The sequence below is a fragment of the Streptomyces sp. CBMA123 genome, from assembly GCF_014596465.1.
GTDB lineage: Bacteria > Actinomycetota > Actinomycetes > Streptomycetales > Streptomycetaceae > Kitasatospora.
In genome coordinates this window covers 21,889-39,706 of sequence record NZ_MECK01000610.1, presented here as the reverse complement: position 1 = coordinate 39,706, position 17,818 = coordinate 21,889, and the positions used below count along the sequence as shown (strand labels likewise).

Annotated in this window: 9 protein-coding genes and 1 pseudogene; 5 read left to right on the top strand and 5 right to left on the bottom strand. The window is 71.5% G+C overall.

What is annotated here, in order from left to right:
- Nucleotides 1-603 precede the first annotated feature (603 nt).
- Both BG452_RS39190 and BG452_RS47440 read left to right on the top strand, forming a co-directional pair.
- Nucleotides 604-4,434, top strand: coding sequence for a hypothetical protein (locus BG452_RS39190; RefSeq protein WP_188309113.1), 3,831 nt, complete (start codon nt 604-606; stop codon nt 4,432-4,434).
- Between the two features lie 597 nt (nt 4,435-5,031).
- Nucleotides 5,032-9,051: a DEAD/DEAH box helicase gene (locus BG452_RS47440; protein WP_188309112.1), complete on the top strand. Its 4,020-nt coding sequence runs from the start codon at nt 5,032-5,034 to the stop codon at nt 9,049-9,051.
- A 670-nt stretch (nt 9,052-9,721) separates the two neighbouring features.
- On the opposite strand, the gene BG452_RS39180 is transcribed toward BG452_RS47440, so the two are convergent.
- Nucleotides 9,722-10,384, bottom strand: coding sequence for a hypothetical protein (locus tag BG452_RS39180; RefSeq protein WP_188309111.1), 663 nt, complete (start codon nt 10,382-10,384; stop codon nt 9,722-9,724).
- A 138-nt stretch (nt 10,385-10,522) separates the two neighbouring features.
- Between BG452_RS39180 and BG452_RS39175 the strand changes: the two genes are divergently transcribed.
- Both BG452_RS39175 and BG452_RS48305 read left to right on the top strand, forming a co-directional pair.
- Nucleotides 10,523-11,029 carry a hypothetical protein gene (locus tag BG452_RS39175; protein WP_188309110.1) on the top strand — a complete coding sequence of 169 codons (507 nt, stop codon included), beginning with the start codon at nt 10,523-10,525 and terminating at the stop codon, nt 11,027-11,029.
- 93 nt (nt 11,030-11,122) lie between these two features.
- Nucleotides 11,123-11,257: pseudogene (locus BG452_RS48305) on the top strand (pYEATS domain-containing protein); the annotation flags it as partial.
- Between the two features lie 147 nt (nt 11,258-11,404).
- Here the strand turns inward: BG452_RS48305 and BG452_RS46515 are convergent.
- The 3 genes from BG452_RS46515 to BG452_RS39160 form a co-directional block, all read right to left on the bottom strand.
- The gene (locus BG452_RS46515; RefSeq protein ID WP_223243389.1) at nt 11,405-12,580 is read right to left on the bottom strand and encodes a ParB/RepB/Spo0J family partition protein; all 1,176 of its coding nucleotides are present in this window, start codon (nt 12,578-12,580) and stop codon (nt 11,405-11,407) included.
- Nucleotides 12,580-13,239, bottom strand: a complete 660-nt coding sequence (locus tag BG452_RS39165) for a ParA family protein (RefSeq protein ID WP_223243388.1) — start codon at nt 13,237-13,239, stop codon at nt 12,580-12,582. Before BG452_RS39165 ends, BG452_RS46515 begins: the two co-directional genes overlap by 1 nt.
- 548 nt (nt 13,240-13,787) lie before the next feature.
- Nucleotides 13,788-14,504, bottom strand: a complete 717-nt coding sequence (locus BG452_RS39160; protein ID WP_188309109.1) for an SDR family NAD(P)-dependent oxidoreductase — start codon at nt 14,502-14,504, stop codon at nt 13,788-13,790.
- A 217-nt stretch (nt 14,505-14,721) separates the two neighbouring features.
- Between BG452_RS39160 and BG452_RS39155 the strand changes: the two genes are divergently transcribed.
- Nucleotides 14,722-15,723, top strand: coding sequence for an Lrp/AsnC family transcriptional regulator (locus BG452_RS39155; RefSeq protein ID WP_317621437.1), 1,002 nt, complete (start codon nt 14,722-14,724; stop codon nt 15,721-15,723).
- A gap of 353 nt (nt 15,724-16,076) precedes the next feature.
- Here the strand turns inward: BG452_RS39155 and BG452_RS39150 are convergent, their stop codons facing one another.
- On the bottom strand, nt 16,077-17,648 hold the full coding sequence (locus BG452_RS39150) for a serine/threonine-protein kinase (RefSeq protein WP_188309107.1): 1,572 nt from the start codon (nt 17,646-17,648) through the stop codon (nt 16,077-16,079).
- Between the last annotated feature and the right edge of the window lie 170 nt (nt 17,649-17,818).

Here is a 17,818-nt window from a genome sequence, read left to right as displayed (position 1 = left end):
CTGGCGCGGGGAGGAGCTTTCTGACCTGCGGTACGGCTTGGCCTTTGCTGTTTCTTGGCCATGCCGGACGGCTGGCAGGAGGGCGGGCTCGGTGAGCTGTTGTGGTGTAAAGGAGCTTGCTCCATGGTGTCACGCTGCCCTCGAGCCGGGCGGTCACAGCCAGTAGCTGTGCAGTTGGCGCGTTGCCGTGCCTCGCGGCTGCCACTGTGACGGTCCGGGTGGGCGGCGGTCCAGTTCACGCTCTCCGGCCAGATCCCTGGTGTGGCGTCAGAACATGCTAGGGCAAGGGCTCGTGAGTGTCCGAATCTCTGTGGCGTGACGTGTACGCACCTCGTTAGACTCCGCCAGCTCGATCACATGTGTGATCTTTTCGTGAGCATTACCTGCCCAATCTGGGGGGAACAGATGAACGTGCTGCCGATCGGCAGAAGAGTACGACGGAAACGAGGTCGAGGCGGCCGAGCAGCCGCCTCCGGAGCGCTGCTGTTGGCCGTCCTGGCCTCGATGGCGGGCCAGTCGGCGCCGGCCCAGGCCGCTGGGGCAGCGCCCACGGCAGCCGCCGCGCCACAGGTGAGCCCGAGCCCGACTACGAGCCCGAGCCCGATGCCGAGCAGCACAACCGCCACGCCGCAGGCGAGCCCGAGCCCGACCGCGGGCATCACGACCGCCACGCCGGACCACAAGGCCGGCCAAGGCCGAGAGGCGGGCCCATCGGCCGCCGCCCGCGAACTCAAGCAGGCCGACCCGAGCGGCCCGTGTCCGACGGCGCTGCAGCCCGGCACGGTCGCGAGCTGCACCCTCGAGCAGAGCGCGACTGCGGTCTTCAGCCTCGCCCTGCCGCAGCAGAAGGACCTGCTGCTCGCGCAGATCGTCGCCACCCAGGGATCGATCGTCCCGACCGTCGTCGCGCCGGACGGCACCACCGTGACCTGCGACGATCCGGTCGGTCCGAGCTGGGGCAGCAGTCAGGCCCTGCGGTGCGCCACCACTCAGGCGGGCACGTACACGCTGAAGGTCCGAACCGTCACCAGTTCGGCGACCGGCCTCGCGCTCTCCTACCTGCCGCTGCAGTCCACCACGGACTGCCGGACGGTGAACGCCGCCGACCTCGCCCTGGGCGCCCCGACCGTCTTTAGCGGCTCCCTGGCACTCGGCGCGGCCGGCGACTGCTATCAGGTGAAGGACCTCGCCGCCGGCGACGTGCTTCGCACCGATGCCACCCAGCCCGGTGTCACCCCCGTCGTCTACGACGCCACCGGCGTCCAGGTCTGCGACAAGTGGACCTACCCGGACTGCCGGCTCACCGGCTCCGCGCCGTTCCGGATCACCATCCAGCGCTACAACGGCACGGCCCAGGCGTACAACGTCTCTGCGGCGCGGCTCTCCCATCCGGAGGGCTGCACCCTGGTCGAACCCCAGGCCTTCGGCGACTCCCCGGACCTGGCCTCCACCGCACACTGCCGGACGCTTCGCGTCACGGACTCCGCGCGGTACAGCTTCGGCCCGGTCAAGAACGACGGTTCCGTCCCCGGCAAGCTGTTCGCGGCCGACGGGACCCCGCAGGGAGGACTCTGCCCGCAGGGCGCCTGCGACCTGACCCCGGGTGACTACACCTGGGCCGTCGACGCGTACACCGCCCCGGCCGGCGCCTTCGGCATGGCCTTCCACTCGGCCAAGGAGACCCGGGGCTGCGTCGCGACCGGCGACACCGGCCTGGCGACCGGTCCGGCCACCGGCACCTTCGGCGGGCCGGGCCAGCAGCTCTGCCTGTCCCTGCCGACCGCTTCCGGCAAGGGCGTCTACCTGCTCAACCGGACGCCCGCCGACGGCGCGCCGGTCGCGGCCCAGCTCCTCGACGCCACGGGCGCCAAGCAGTGCGAGACCAGCGGCAGCCGGGCCACCGTCTGCAAGCTGACCGGCACCGCCCCGTTCCGCGCGGTCCTGACCGGAACGCCGTCCAAGGCCTACGGGCTGGTGCTCCACCGCACCGAGGAGACCGCCGGCTGCACCGCCTGGCCGCAGAGCGGCTTCGACGGCACCTGGGGCGTCGAGGTCCCGCTGACCGCCGCCGCACCGCAGGCCTGCCTGAGTCTGCCCGCGGACCAGCACTCCACCGTCGAACTGGTCGACTACACCAACACCAAGAACCAGCTCAACGCCGACGTCACGGTGGTCGACGCGGCCGGAACCCCGGTCTGCACGGGCGTCTCGTACGGGAACTCGGCCAAGACCTGCCAGCTGGCCGCCGGCACGCCGTACACCGCGCTGCTGGACGGCTGGGGCGGGGCGGACGGGTACAAGCTCGTCCGGCACGACATCTCGCCGGGCGCGAACTGCCTGACCCCGGCCTCCACCAACGTCGGCGGCCCCGGCGTCTCCTTCGACCTGACCTCCGCGCTCGACGCCCGCTGCGTCCGGGTCACCGCCGAGACCAGTGACAAGTTCATGCTCGCCGTCCGGACCTCGGACGGCCCGAACGGTACGAACGCGCTGCTCAGCGTGGTCGACGCCCAGGGCAAGCCGCTCTGCACCCAGATCGGCGCCGCCTGCCAGCTCACCGGCGCGAAGTCGTACACCGTGGTCGTGCTCGCCTCCGGATACAAGGGCAACCCGATCCACACCATCGTGGACACATGGAAGGTGCGCACCGCCGCGGGCTGGGCGCCCGAATGCACCGCGAACCCGATCGCCGTCGAGGGCTTCCCGCAGCGCAGCGGAGTGCTCGCCGACGACTCCGCCGCCTACTGCGCGGTGATCGACATGAAGGCCAACCAGTCCTTCAACGTTGTCGGCACCAGCAGCGCCGCCGGGCCGAACGACATCCCGCGGCTGCGCCTGGTCCGGGACTCCCGGTGGACCGGCGACTACGGATACCAGTGCACCTCCAACTACGGGTCCTTCGGGGGCCGGTGTCTGTCCGACTCACAGGCCGAGCAGGCCGTGCTGCTCCTCACCAGCGCCACGGCCGGCACGCCGGTCGAATACAGCATGCAGGGCGTCTGCGACTCCGCCTGTCCGGTGCCGCGGCCGCAGACGGCACTGACCTCGGTCAGCCCGTCCACCGGCGCCGCCGGGACGAGGGTCCAGGCCGTGATCAAGGGCACGGGGCTCAACCTGGGCAGCAAGGCCAAACTGGTCGGCAACGGAGCCGCCAGCCGGCCGCTGATGTCCACACTCTCGGTGAACGCCGGCGGCACCGCGCTCGACGTGCTGCTCGACACCAACGGACTGGCGCCGGGCAGCTACGGCATCGCACTGGACGGCGTCTACGGGGTCTCGCTCCCCGACGCCTTCACCGTCACCGCCGCCACCACCCCGGCCAAGAGCCGCTTCCTCCCGATCGACCCGGCCCGTTTCCTGGACACCCGGGACGGCACGGGTGCCCCCGCGCAGAGGGTCGGCCCCGGTGGTGTGGTCAGTCTGCAGGTGGCCGGGGTCAAGGGCGTTCCGGCGTCCGGGGTCACGGCGGTCGTCATGAACGTCACGGCCGTCGACCCGGCTGAGCCCGGGCACGTCACGGTCTACCCCGACGGCGAGCCGCTGCCGGACGTGTCCAACCTCAACTTCGACACCGGGCGCACCGTCGCCAACCTGGTGACGGTGCCGGTGGTGAACGGCAAGGTCGACCTGCGCAACGCCTCCGGCACGGTCGACCTGCTCGCCGACGTCACCGGCTACTACACCGACGGGGCCACCGGATCCCTGCTGACGTCGATCGACCCGGCCCGTTTCCTGGACACTCGGGACGGCACGGGTGCCCCCGCGCAGAGGGTCGGCCCCGGTGGTGTGGTCAGTCTGCAGGTGGCCGGGGTCAAGGGCGTTCCGGCGTCCGGGGTCACGGCGGTCGTCATGAACGTCACGGCCGTCGACCCGGCTGAGCCCGGGCACGTCACGGTCTACCCCGACGGCGAGCCGCTGCCGGACGTGTCCAACCTCAACTTCGACACCGGGCGCACCGTCGCCAACCTGGTGACGGTGCCGGTGGTGAACGGCAAGGTCGACCTGCGCAACGCCTCCGGCACGGTCGACCTGCTCGCCGACGTCACCGGCTACTACGGTGACTCCGGATCGACCTTCTCGCCGACCACTCCGGTCCGGCTGCTGGACACCCGCAGCGGCATCGGCGCCCGGGCCGGAACGGTGGGCACCGGAGGAACAGTCAGTGTGCCGGTGACCGCGCTCGAGGGCGTGCCGGCCGCCGGCGTGACCGCCGTGGTCCTGAACGTCACGGTCACCGAGCCGACGGCGGACAGTCAGCTGACCGTCCACCCGCACGGCACCGCCCGCCCGGACACGGCGAACCTCACCTTCGTCGCCGGACAGACCACGGCCGGCCTGGTCGTCGTCCCGGTGGTGGACGGCCGGGTGACGTTCTTCAACGGCAGCGGTGACACACACGTGATTGCCGACCTGAACGGCTACTTCACGGCCTGACCCGCATACCCCCGAACGTCGTCGTGCCGCCCGAAACCCCGGGCGGCACGACGACGCCGTTCGGCGGACCCGCCCGTCACGAACGTGACCGCCGGAGCACGCCTCCAGCGACCTGCGGATGCTGGCCAGTCCTCGGCTGATCCCTGCGGGTGCAGGGAGGACTGGGTGCCGGTCGAGCCGCTGGTCCGGTACACCGGTTGACCCCTGCGGGCGCAGGGAGGACATTTCTGAGCTGGGCTGATTCGGCGGTTTTGCTGTTTCTTTGCTATTGCTGCCATGCGAACGCGTCAGTGGCACAGCTGATCTGTTGAGGTGTCAAAGAGTCGACCCCATCGTGCCACCCTGCCAATGATTCCGTACCGAGCTTGTGACTGATCCAGGGCTGGACCGACCCGGTGGGTCCGCGCTGATGGGAGCTGACCGTGGACGCATGCGATGACGGCGAGCGTCCCCCGCCCGCGTTACCTGGTTGCCCAGTCTCGCCCGCCCGCCGTCCGGTAGATTCTGCGGCCTGCTGATCGGCACACGAAGCGGCTGCGGGCCGCAGGTTCGACACGGGGGCGTGGCATGCGGGGCGGACAGGGGCGGGATCGGCGGGTGGCGGACCTGCTGGAGTGCTGGCGGGCCATCGAGTTGTTCAGTCCGCCGACGATCCCGGAGGTTCCCCGCAAGCGCCGTGCGGGCAGGCTCCGCGCCTCCGACGCGCTGGTCGTGGACCTCACTCCGGCCGCGGGCCAGGCCGCGCCGGTGCTGCCGTGGGATGCGGAGCACCCGGAGACCGCGGCTCACCTGGCGCCGCACGGGATGGTGTGGCGGCATGAGGTGTACGGCGGCGTGTTCGACCTGGAGCTGCTGCGCCGGGCGATGATCGCGGTGCTGCCGGAGGGCACCGAGCCGGATCCGGGGGTCCCGCAGGAGGAGTTGGAGCTGTCGGGGCGGAGTGCGATGTTCGCGCTGGTCCTGGACGAGCACGGGCGTCCGGTGGAGGGGACGTCGGTGGTGTCGGCGTGTGCCTGGGCGACGGGGCGCCTGTTCGATCCGGGGCCGTCGGCACCGGGTTGGCTGGACGGCTTCGAGGAACTGGGCGAAGCGTTCGAGGTGGCGGTGGCTCAGCTGGCCGCCGCGCCGATCGCGTACACCGCCGGGAAGCGTCCCGCCCCGGGCCCGTACGGGCTACCGGTGTTCCGGCCAGTGGGGCCGGTACCCATGGCGGAAGCGGGCCGCTCCTGGCAGCAGCTGCTCGCCGAGGTCCTGGGCGGTGCTGCGGTGGCGGCGGTCGGCGCGCTGTTCGGCGAGGTCGCGGGCGCCGCCGTCCAGGGGGCGACGGAGCCGCTGGTGCGGCGGGTCGCGGACTGGGTGGCGGCCCGCCGCCCGGCACAGGACGGCGTCACCGAGACCGAGTCCCAGGCGCCCGCCGACGCCGCGGCGCCGGCTGAGCCCGCCGCCGTATCCGACACACCACCGTCCGCGGAAGCGGACACGGAAGCCCCCGTCGCCCGCCCCGTCGCGTTCGCCGACCTCGTCGCCCTGACCGCCCAGATCGCCCACCTCTGCGGCGTCCAGCACCACCTCGACCCGCGCGTGATCCGCGTCCGCAGCCACCTCGTCCGCCTCCCGCGTGACCCCGGGGCCAAGCCCGCCGCCAACCAGCCGTTCCTCAACAGCCTCCTGCCGCCCGACCTCGCCCGGGTCCGCGGCTCCCTCGCGGAGGACGGCGCCGGCCTCGGCCCCGCCCTGGACGCCTACCTGGCCTCGCGCCACGACCTCCCCGTCCACGCCCGCACCGACCTGCGTCAGGACCGCCGTACTGTCCTCGACGGCGTCTCCCCCGCCCTCGTGCCCGCCGGACGGTGGCCCGCCAAGGCGCGGCACCCCCTCGCGCTCAGCCAGCAGTTCGCGGTCGACCGCATGCTGGCCGACCGCGAGGGGACCGATGGCGGCCTGTTCTCCGTCAACGGCCCGCCAGGCACTGGCAAGACCACCATGCTGCGCGACCTCGTCGCCGCGCTCGTGGTCGAACGGGCCACGGTGATGGCCTCCTACCGGCGGCCCGAGGATGCCTTCGTGGGCCGGGCCTGGCAGGGCAGGGACCGCCAGGGACGTCGCAAGCGCTACGTTGCCGCCCTCGACCCCAAGCTCACCGGCTACGAGATCGTGGTCACCTCCTCCAACAACGGCGCCGTGGAGAACGTCACCGCCGAACTTCCCGGCGCCTCCGCCCTCGACGAGCACTGGCACGGCGGCCCCGACCACTTCTCCGACCTCGCCTCCGCCCTCCTCGACGGCGCGCCCGCCTGGGGCCTGGTCGCCGCCGTACTCGGCAACAAGGCCAACCGGACGAAGTTCGGCCAGCGATTCTGGTGGGGCAGCCTGCCCGAGAAGGAGGCCGACGCGCGTACCGCCGCCGGGCTACCGCCGCTGCGCGGCATGAACGCGATCCTCGGCGACTGGATCCCTCCCCGCGTCCCGAGACCGTCCCGGGCCCCGAAACCGGCTGACGCCCCGAAGCCCGCCCGCACGGCACCGGGCGAAGGAACCCAGCCCCCCGCCGGCCCCGCCCAGCCCGTCCCCTCCTGGCACGACGCCGTCGACGCCTTCAAGGCCGCCCGGACCACAGTCGAACGCCTGCGCACCGAACGCGCCCGCCTCGCCGCCGCCCTGGCCGACACCGAGTCCGGCCGCGACCGGCAGCGCGTCGACGCCCTGCACACCGCCGTCGCCCACGCCGACCAGCGCGTCGCGGCCGCCGAGGCCCGGCACACCGACGCCACCACGGCTGCCGTCACCGCCGGATCCACCGCCGCGGCCGCCGAAGCCGCCCACCGGACCGCCACCCAGCGCGTCCCCCGGGCCCGTGAAGCCCTCGCCGGCGCCCGCGCCGACCTGGCGGCCGCCCGCGAACGCGCCCACCACCACCGCCAGTACGTCGACGCCCTGACCGCCCGCCACGAAACGCCCCTGACCACCGAACCCGGCCTGCGCGCGGGCCTGCGCCGACTGCTCCAGACCACCGCCGAACGCCAGGCCGCCGAGCAGCAGCACGAACGCACCCAGGCCGAGATCCTCGACCTGCTCGTCCAGCAGCGCACCGCCCTGGAGGACGCCTACGACCACATCGCCCGCTGCGTGCGCGCCGAGGAACTCGCCGCCCACGACCTGCACACCGGCTCCACCACCGCACTCGCCGAAGCCGCCGCCGCCCTCACCCGCGCCCACGCCCGCGAGGACGCCGCCCGCACCGCCGAGTCCGCAGCCCACGACGCCGTCCAGCGGGCCCGGCACGAGGCGGCGGCCGCCCGACGCGACCTGGCCACCGCCACCGCCGCCCTCGACGCCGCCCACCGCGACCTCCGCCAGGCCGCCACCACCCTCCCCAGCCTGCCCCTCGACTGGACCCACCTCGACGACGCCGAACAGGAACTCGGCTCCCCTTGGTCCGACGAGGCCTGGTGCACCGCCCGCAGCGACCTGTTCATGCGCGCCCTCGATCTGCACCGCGCCTTCGTCGCCAACAACGCCCTGCGGATCCACGGCACCCTCCGGGTCCTCATGGATCTCATGGCCGGCACCAGCGGCCCCGTCCCCGACGAACAGGTCGCCCAGGCCTGGCAGACCCTCTTCCTCCTCGTCCCCGTCGTCTCCACCACCTTCTCCTCCATCGGCAGCATGTTCGCCCGCCTCGGCCGGGGCAGCATCGGCTGGGTCCTCGTCGACGAAGCCGGCCAGGCCACCCCGCAGGCCGCCGTCGGCGCCCTCTGGCGCGCCCGCCGCGCTGTCCTCGTCGGCGACCCCCTCCAGCTCGAACCCGTCGTCACCATGCCCACCGCCCTCCAGCGCCGCCTCCTGCTCGCCCACGGCGTCGACGAGGAATGGCTCCCCTCCGCCACCTCCGCCCAGGCCGTCGCCGACCGCGTCAACCGCTACGGCACCTACCTGCCCGACCCCACCGGCAACGACGACGAGACCGTCTGGGTCGGCTCACCCCTGCGCGTCCACCGCCGCTGCGAAGACCCCATGTTCACCGTCAGCAACCAGGTCGCCTACGACGGCCTCATGGTCTACGGAACCCACCCCCAACCCTTCCCCGACGCCGACCACGACGGCCTCCTGCCCAGCCGCTGGCTCGACACCCCCGACCCCACCCGCAACGGCGACGACCCCTGGGGCGAACGAGACCGCCGCGCCCTCGACTTCGTCCTGCGCAGCCTCCACCGGCAACGCGTCACCCCGGAACGCGTGCGCATCATCGCCCCTTTCCGCGCCCTCGTCCGCGAGGCCCGCGAAACCTGCCGCACCCACCCTGGCTGGACGTTCGAGGTCCTCGAGGAGCGCTGCGCCACCGTCCACAAGGCCCAGGGCAAGGAAGCCGACGTCGTCATCCTCCTGCTCGGCGCGGGCCGCCGCGGCGCCCGCGACTGGGCCGCCCGCACCCCCCACCTCCTCAACGTCGCCGCCAGCCGCGCCAAACGCCGCCTCTACGTCATCGGCGACCGCGCCCTGTGGGCCCCACTGCCGCATTTCGACGTCCTGGCCGCCGAACTGCCCGTCTACCACCACGTCGACGACCGCGACACCTGGCCCCTCGACGGCCCCGAAGCACCGGCATCATCCGTGTAGTGCCCGCCGGAGCCATCCCAAGGGCCGGCCGCGAGACCGACCGAAAGACCCACCCACACCACTGCAGCGGGACGAGCCCCGGCGGTTCTGTTCGAGGCAGCCCTCAGAGCAGCTCCGTCACACTGCAACCCGCGTACCTGTGTTCACGCGCACCTGCGTGGTGACTTGCCAAGTCACCACCGCGCACACAGCTGCCCCCGCAGGTGCGGGGAGTCGATCTCGAACATGATCACGCCGAGGGCTTCCGGCTGACTCCTGCGGGTGCGGGGAGGAAATGCCGTCGGCAGCACTGCCGGAGTAGCCGCACGGCTTACCCCTGCGGGTGTAGGGAAGACTCCTCCGAGCGGGATCCCCCGGTCGCGGGCCATCGGGCTGACCCGCGGGTACAGGGAGGACTCGGTCTGCGGGACGTCACCTCGCCGATCAGCCCACCGCCCCCCAACGGGTCCGGACGAGCGCGATACAGCGAGCTGAAGCCGACTGCGATGGCTGATGTCTGCGAGTGCGATGAATACAGCGGGCCGTGGGAATTGAGCCCGCCGTTCGACGACCGACCCTCGCAGCTGCGGGGAGGAAGCGTGACCTCGGCCGTGAGCGCGTGAAGGGGCGTTCGTCCGGCATAGGGAGTGGAGAACGGGTCTCTCCGGTACCTAACGGCCCGATTCACCGTTCAACACGGCAGCAGAACACCGCGTTCGCGGATGACGAGTTCTTCGCCCTCGGTAAGGCTCGCGTACGTGATGACCTCATCCAACAAGCGGAACGCGCCGCCGACCTCTCGGCGGGCGGTGACGATTCGTTCGGCCATGTCAGAACTGACATCGAGGACCCGGGAGATCGTCTGAGCGTCGGCGCTGTTCAGATCCAGCAGGCCGCCGTCATCGTAGCCGGTGCCTCGGCCTGGTCGGCCGATACCCAGTTCACGGGCGATGGCGGGATCATCCTGAACGATGCGACGCGCCTCGGCGCGCAGAGTTCGGGCCTGTTGGACGGCGGCGAGAGCACCACCGGGCTCTGGCGAGAAGGCCGGCATTGGTCGTTGAGTGCCATAGATCCGGGCCCGGTACGGAGACAGGAGGATCGGGGCGATGATCATCCCGGCGAGCGCGGTGAAACCTGCAGCAGGAGGAATGATGAGGCCGCCTGCAAGGATGACGGTGAACACAATGGCCAGTCGGCGAGCCTTCGCTGCGTCCCGCGAATGAGCCCGAGATAGCCGCGTGGTGGCGTGCCAGAACGGTGCGCAGGCGAGCAGGCCGATGCTCAATATCGGCGTAAGGACGTACCAGAGGCCGGGGCGACGTTGGGCGGCTTGGGTGGGGTGCTGACTCACGAAGGCAGCGTATCGATGACTGGGCGTCAGATGTGCTCGTACGGGGAGACCGGATTGACTTGCACCGAACTTCGCGGAGACGCCCGGCATCCACCTGATCTGGTATGGCTGACCCCCGCGGGTGCGGGGAGGAGGCAGGTGAGCAGCACCATGTCGAAGGATCATGTCGCCTTGGAATGGGGTTGCCGGGCGGGTCACTGTGACGGGAGCGACGGTGCAAAGGCTTCGGCGGTGTTGTTCCGAGGTTACTTGCAGACCGGCACGATTGACGCTGTACGGTGCCGAGTCATCGATGCTTCAGCGGACATGGCGACGCTCGGCCCCCAGCTCACCGAGGTGATCAGCCGTGCCAGCGATGTGCTGCTCGCCTACTACACAAGTCACGGCCTGCTCGACGACCGAGGCCGTCTCTACCTGGGCCTGACGCGGGCGGTCCCATCCCTGCTGCACTACACCGCGCTACCGATGAATGTCATGCGCGAGGAGATGGAGAACAGTCCGGCAGCCATCAGGATTCTGATCCTGGACTGCTGCTTCCCCGGTCGGGCCATAGAAGTCATGGCGGATGATCGGAGCCCGTACGCCTCGCCGCCTGGATGCCGTCGACCGCTCCTGACCTCAGGCTGTCCCACACAGTCGACCTGAACACCGATCTGGACCACGAAGACCACCAGTACCACCGCGTCCGACTCTTCCTCGAAGGGGGTGACGACCTCGATTGCGTGAAGGGTCGTCTATCACCTCCATCCGACGTTCGCGGAGCCAGACGTCACCGTGACGGACCCGGAGACCGGGTTTGAGTTGGCGATCTCCGTGTGGGGGACCTTCACGGTCACAGCCGACGTCCGTCTACGAGGCCAAGCGGCACCGACGACCCTTCAGCGAATTCTCTACTCTTTACCACCGACCGGCAGGACTTCGCTTGCCCGGTCGCGGCGCTCCAGCCGCCAACGGGCCACGGGCAGAAAGCCGGGTGCCCCTTTCCGCCTGATCAGGCGGAAAGGGGCACCCGAGGGAGTGTCAGCTGCTGGTCGTCAGCAGGCGGTTCGCCAGGGCATCGGCGAGGCGGTAGGCCTCGTCGGCAGAGAGGGTGCGGCAGATGGCGTCTGCCAGTTCCTCGACGTTGTGCCAGTCGACGCGGTCCAGGCCCGAGTCCGGGGCAGCCGTCGCCGGCTGTTCGTCCGACGGAGCCACGGCCCGCTGCTCCGGCATCGGGAGGGGCTCGGAATTTTCCGCGGAAAATCCGTCGGCGCCCGGAGCCGGCTCGGGGCTCGGCAGCGGAGTGGGGGAAGCGGGCTCCGGCCGGTTGGCAGCGGGAGTCGGCCTGACCACCTCGGCGACCGGCCGAGCGGCGGGCGCGGCGGGCTCCGGGACCGGGGGCTGCTGCACCGCAGGCTGCTGAACCGCAGGCTGCGGAGCCGGCGCGGCAGCGGGAGCCTTGGCAGCCGCCTTGGCCTCCAGCTTCGCCGCGCGCCTGGCCGTCACCGCATCGGCGTCGGCCTGGAGCAGCTGCTCCAGCTCCGTCGTCTGCTCGGCCAGGGACATCTCCTCGATGCCCTTCACCGAACCCAGGCGACGGGCGACGTTGATGGAGACGCCCTCCTCGCCGCGCGCCTTGGCCCGCACCTGGCGCTGCAGCTCGGGGTGGAGCTTCAGCAGGTTCTTGCGGTGCGAGATCCAGCTCTGGGACCAGCCCTCCGCCTCGGCGGCCTCCTTGGCGGTCGGGTACTGCGCCACGATGAGCAGGACCGCGTTGGCCTCCTCGATCGGGTCGAAGTCCTTGCGCGCCATGTTCTCGTCGAGCGCCGCCCGCAGCAGGGTCGCCTTGGACTCCGCCACCGAGTCGTCGACGACGACCAGCAGTTGCTCGCGCCCGTATAGCTGCGCGGCGGCCCGACGGCGGTTGCCGTTGACGATGACCACGTCCTCCGGGCCCGCGCCCAGCACCTGCCGGTCCTCCGGCCACAGCCGGAGGTAGGCGGCCGGGGTGACGGCGAGGCAGCTCTGGAGCTGGCGGTCCTTGATGCTCGCCAGGTCGGAGAGGTCGCCCAGTTCGTCACGCGGGTTGCGCGGGTTGGGGAGGCAGCTGGCGGTGGGGATCCACCGGGCCGGGGAGTCGTTGGCGCTGTCCACGCCCGGGGCGTCGACGACCGCGTCGGCGGCCATCGAGGCGAAGGAGACGCGACGGCCTGCCATCAGCGACCCCCGTAACCGAGCTCGAGGGACAGCCGGAAGAAGTCCTCGCGGGCGCGGTAGGCGGTGCCGCTCTCCTTGTACTGGGTGACGACCGTTCCCTCGGCCACCGCCCGGGAGTGGATCTTGTACCGGCGCAGGACGGTCTTGGCGTGCGGCCATCCCCGTGCGGCGATGTACGCCTCGGTGTCCTCGAGGTCGGCACGGCCGTCGCGCGGGTCCCAGTTGTTGACGACGACCCGGTACGGGATGCCCATCGGCTCGATGACCTTCTGGATGGTCCGCGCCGTGGGGTCGAAGCACAGCGGCTCGGTGATCATCGGGACCAGGACGTCGTCCGCGATCTCCAGAGCCCGGCGCAGGATCTCCTCATCGGCCAGGGTGCCCGGCGTGTCGATGAAGATGTGCTCGTACTCGTCCTTCGTACCGAGGACGTCGAACGTGCACGCCGCCAGGTTGACCGTGGTGGTGGTCTTGCCGACGCCGCCCTTCTGGTTGGCGATCACGTGGATCTTCGCGCCGGTCTTCTTGAGGTGGACCAGCTGCTCTGCGTGGTCGTGCGCCGCCATGAAATCGAAGGGCAGATTGTCGCCCACCCGCTCGGCCCAGACGACCGCGGACCCCTGGGGGTCGGTGGACACGACAAGCACAGATGGCTTCATGATGTTCCGTTCTCTCCGTGGGCTTCCCGGGCGGCGTTCGCCCGGTACTGCGGACGCCCGCCGCTCAAAGCCGTGGGCGGCGGACTGGGACAGCATTCCAGACGATCGGCTCGGAGCTTGACGCGACCCGCGTGTGTTGGCACACAATGCCGGACGTGCTGGGCAGCCTTTCCTGAATTGGCGGACTGTTCGCAAGCGGACGTGGTGGTGACCGAGGCACTTGACCGCACTGCCTCGGAGCGACTGCCCCTTCCCGATCCGAGGACGCCACGGCCCCCGGGACTCGGACGGCCGAGCGCGCAGCACTGCCGGACGGGTCGTCGGCGTCGGCCCGGCTCTGCCGACCCCGTGTGGTTGCAGCCGGTCTCGTGGCTTCCTGCGGGGTCGCCTTCAGCTGGTCGACCGCGCCGTTCCCGGAGCCGGCCGGCAGAGCACGCGCCCAGGTTGGCGCAGGCGCGGCGGTGCCGTCGTGGCGTCAGGCGAGCGGGCCACCTCCGGACGTGCGGTGGCCCTGCCGCGGTCTGCCGTCCACCACCGGATCGCGGGGGCTACCAGGGGACGGTCCGGCCGAAGCGGTCCAGGTACGCCAGGCCGGGCGTGCCCAGCCGGGAGAGCAGGACGTCCACCAGCAGGGGGACGGTCTCCTCGATGGTGAACGGCGCGTCCGGACCACCCAGGGCGGTGCGGATCCAGCCCGGCGCCATGAGGACGAAGGCGCGCTGCGTCCCACCGTGCCGGGCCGCGAGGCTCCGGAACAGCATGTTCAGGGCCGCTTTGCTCGCGCGGTAGACCTCGCGGCCTCCGGTCGTGTTGTTCGTGATGCTGCCCTGTCCGGAGGACATCGCCCCGATGAGTCCCGCCGGGGACACCAGGTCCTCCAGGGCTTCGATGACGCGCAGGGGGCTGAGCGCGTTGGTGACCATCACGTCGACGAAGTCGGTCGTCGCCACTGCGCCGATGGGCGTCCGCTCGTTGTTGGTGGTGCCCGCGTTGACGAAGAGCACGTCGAGCCGGCGGTGCGCGAGGCGTTCGTGCAGCAGGGGCAGGTGGGCGGGGTCGTTGATGTCGAGTCGCTCGATCGTCACCCGCCCGTCGGCGTGGTCCGCGAGTTCGTGCAGCGGCGTTCGGGCGGTGGTGTCGCGGACGGTGCCGACGACGTGCCAGCCCCGATGGAGGAACTCCGCCGCCATCGCGTGGCCGAGGCCGCGCGAGGCCCCGACGACGAGAGCGGTCGGCGGGTGTTGTTCGGTGCCACTCATGGACATCCGGTCATCTCCGTTCTTCGGGCGTTGGATTCCGGTCGGGCCCCGTCGAGGCCCGGAGCCGGCGCAGGGAGGTGAGCGCTGCCGCGACCCCTCGACCCGTGGGCCCCAAGTGTTCCGTCCGCGCGGCGGCGCAGGCGAGCGAAGAGCCCTCGTTCGTACGATTGCCGACATGACAAGGGCGCTCATGACGGAATCCGCTGCACTGCAGCCTGACGACGTGCGAATCATCCGGGCGTTGCAGATCGCTCCGCGGGCGTCGTTCGCCGCGATCGCGACCGCCCTCGGTCTGACCGAGGGCGCCGTCAACCGTCGGTACCGCCGCCTGCGCGCCGACGGTGTCGTCCGAGTGGCCGGTGTGGTCAACCCGGGCGCCCTGGGGCAGAGCAGGTGGCTGGTGCGACTGCGCTGCCGCCCCGGCAGTGTCGCGGCGATCGCCGACGCGCTCGCCAAGCGGGACGACGTCAACTGGGTGTCCCTGGGCGCGGCGGGCTGCGAGATCACCTGCGCGACGCAGTCCCGGACGCGGGAGCAGCGCGAGGACCTCCTGGGGCGGCGGCTGCCCCGCACGGCCGCGGTGATCGACATCAACGCCTTCGCCATGCTCCGCCAGTTCCTCGGCGGCCGCGGCCACTACTGGTCCGCCCTGGAGGGCACGCTGTCCCCGCAGGAGGAAGCGGCGCTGGGGAGCGGCGAACCCCCCTTCACCGAGGCGCCGGTCGTCACCCGCGAGCCACTGCGCCTCACCCCCGAGGACGGGCGGATGCTCGACGCGCTCGGCGCGGACGGCCGCGCCAGTCTCGTCGATCTCGCCACCGCCGCCGGCCTCACACCGGGACGCGTCGCGCGACGCCTCGACACGCTGCTCCAGCAGCGGGTGGTCCACCTCGACGTCGAGATCGCCGCAGCGGCCCTGGGCTACCACACTCGCGCGAACCTCTGGCTGCGCGTGCACCCGTCGGCGGTGAAGAGCGCGGGCCGCGCGCTCGCGCAGGAACCCGGGATCGCCTTCGCCGCAGCCGTCTCCGGGCCCTGGAACCTGCACGCCGTGGCACACTGCCGGGACCTCGACGAACTGTTCGAGTTCACCTCGGACCGCATCGGGTCCCTGGCCGGACTGCAGAGCATGGAGGTCTCACCCGTGCTGAGGCTCGTCAAGCAGGCCGGCACCCGGCTCGTCGACGACCGCCTGGTCGAGCCGTCCGGCGGCCAGTTGCTCTGACCGGATCATCGGTGCCGCCGATGCCCGGCGAAGCGGGCGTGCGCCGGTAGGGGAGGAAGCCGTGACCGCGCGCGCCGCAGACTCGCCGGTCCGGACACGTTCTTCGTCGTCGCCCCGAGCACCGGAGCGGAACTGATCGGCCTCGCCGCCGGGATGAGCGGCCGCCGGGACGGCGGCACATGCCCCCACACGGACAACGTCCGTGCCCGGCGTCGCTACGAAGCCCCCGGCTTCGCTCTCACCGGTCAGACCGGTCGGTCCGACGACGGTGAGAGCATCGTCCACTCCCAGTGGATTCCCCGGCGGTTCCCCTGGCACCCGGGCATACGGACGTACTCGTCGGGAAGCGAGCGTCAGCTGAACGCCAGTGAGTTGTTGGCGTTCTCGTAGACGGTGTAGTCGGCTTTCTGGCCGTCGGGCTGTTCCTTGCCGTAGCCGCGGATGGTGACGGTGAGGTGGAGGACGTGGCCGTCGTGGACCATGTACTGCTCGATGGCCTTGTCGATGGGGTTCTGGGCGATGCAGGGGTAGGGCTCGTCGGCCTTGGTCGAGTAGTCGTATTCGATGACCGAGGCGTTGACGGCGCCGTGGTGGAGCATCGACTGGGGGGCGTGGATGGGTGTGATGAAGAAGGGGTCCGGGATGTCGTTGCAGTTCGGCGGCTTGCCCTGGCTGGTCTTCATGGTGTCGAGCCGCTTCTGTGCGTACGTCCGGGGGTCCTGGGTGTTCTTGCCCTCGTCGCGCAGGTCGATCTGGATGCGTCCGTCGGGGCTGGCCCAGGCGGCGTCGTCGCTGCCGATGGATGCCGTGTAGTCCTGGGGAACCGCGACGGCGAAGCCCAACGACTCCACCTGTTGCGCCTTGTAGCCGGCGGGGATGTTCGAGGGGCTCGGCGTGCCGACCGGCCACAGTGCCCAGGTGGTGGCTGCGGCGATGACGGCCAGGCCCACGAGGGCAGCGGTCGCCGTGCGCCGTTTCGTGCCGCCGACGGCCGCGGTGGCGGCGCGCAGCCGCAAGGTCAGCGCGGCCGGGAGAACGGCCGTCGGGGCAGGCGTGTCGAGCGCGGTCGGCACGGGCTGAGTGCTCGCTGTCGCCGCCGCGAGCTGGAGCTGGGCCTGCGCGGCGGTCGGTCGGCGGGCGGGGTCGCGCTCCAGCAGCGACATGATCGGCACGGTCAGCGCACCTGCGCGGCGCGGTTCGGGCACGGGGTCGGTGAGGATCGCGGCGAGGGTGCTCTGCGGGTGCTGCCTGCGGTAGGGGTGGAAGCCTTCGACCGCCTCGTACAGGAGCACGCCGAGGGCCCACAGGTCGGCGGGCGGCCCGGGACGCTGGCCGGCGGCGCGTTCGGGGGAGAGGTAGGGGACGGAGCCGATCACGACGCCCGTCTGGGTCAGGTCGGTGCCGCCGTCGATCTGGGCGATCCCGAAGTCGGTGAGGATCGTCTCGCCCGTGCGGGTGCGCATGATGTTGGCCGGCTTGATGTCCCGGTGCACCACGCCGGCCGTGTGGACCGCGGCCAGCGCGGCGGCGATCTCGCGGCCGATCCCGGCCGCCTCGCGGACGCTGAGCGTGCCGGCGGCCAGGACCGCCTCCAGGCTCTCGCCCTCGATCAGTTCCATCACCAGCCAGGGCCGGCCCTCGACGGTCTCGATGTCGTGCACCCGGACGATGTTCGGGTGCCGCAGGGCGGCTGCGGCCTGCGCCTCGCGTTCCATCCGCCGGAAGCGCTCGTCGCGTTCCCGCTCATCGACGCCGTCGGGGAGCACGGGTTCCTTGAGCGCCACCTGGCGGCGCAGCCGCTCGTCGGTGGCCCGCCACACCGTGCCCATACCGCCACGCCCGAGGCGTTCGTGCAGCCGGTAGCGGCCGCTGATGAGCAGTCCCCTCGTGGCGGAGCCGTCCGCCGTTCCCCCTGAATCGGTCATGCCGCATATCTTGGCGCAGCCCGCACGCCCGGCCAATTCCCGGCAGACTCCAGGCGACGGGGGCGGCCCTCTCCTCCAGCGCGCTCCAAGGCTCCCCCCACGAATGGTCGGTCTGGAGCGGGGGCTGGGAGCTTGTTCCTCACCGTCTTGCCCGGTGACGCGGGCGCGGT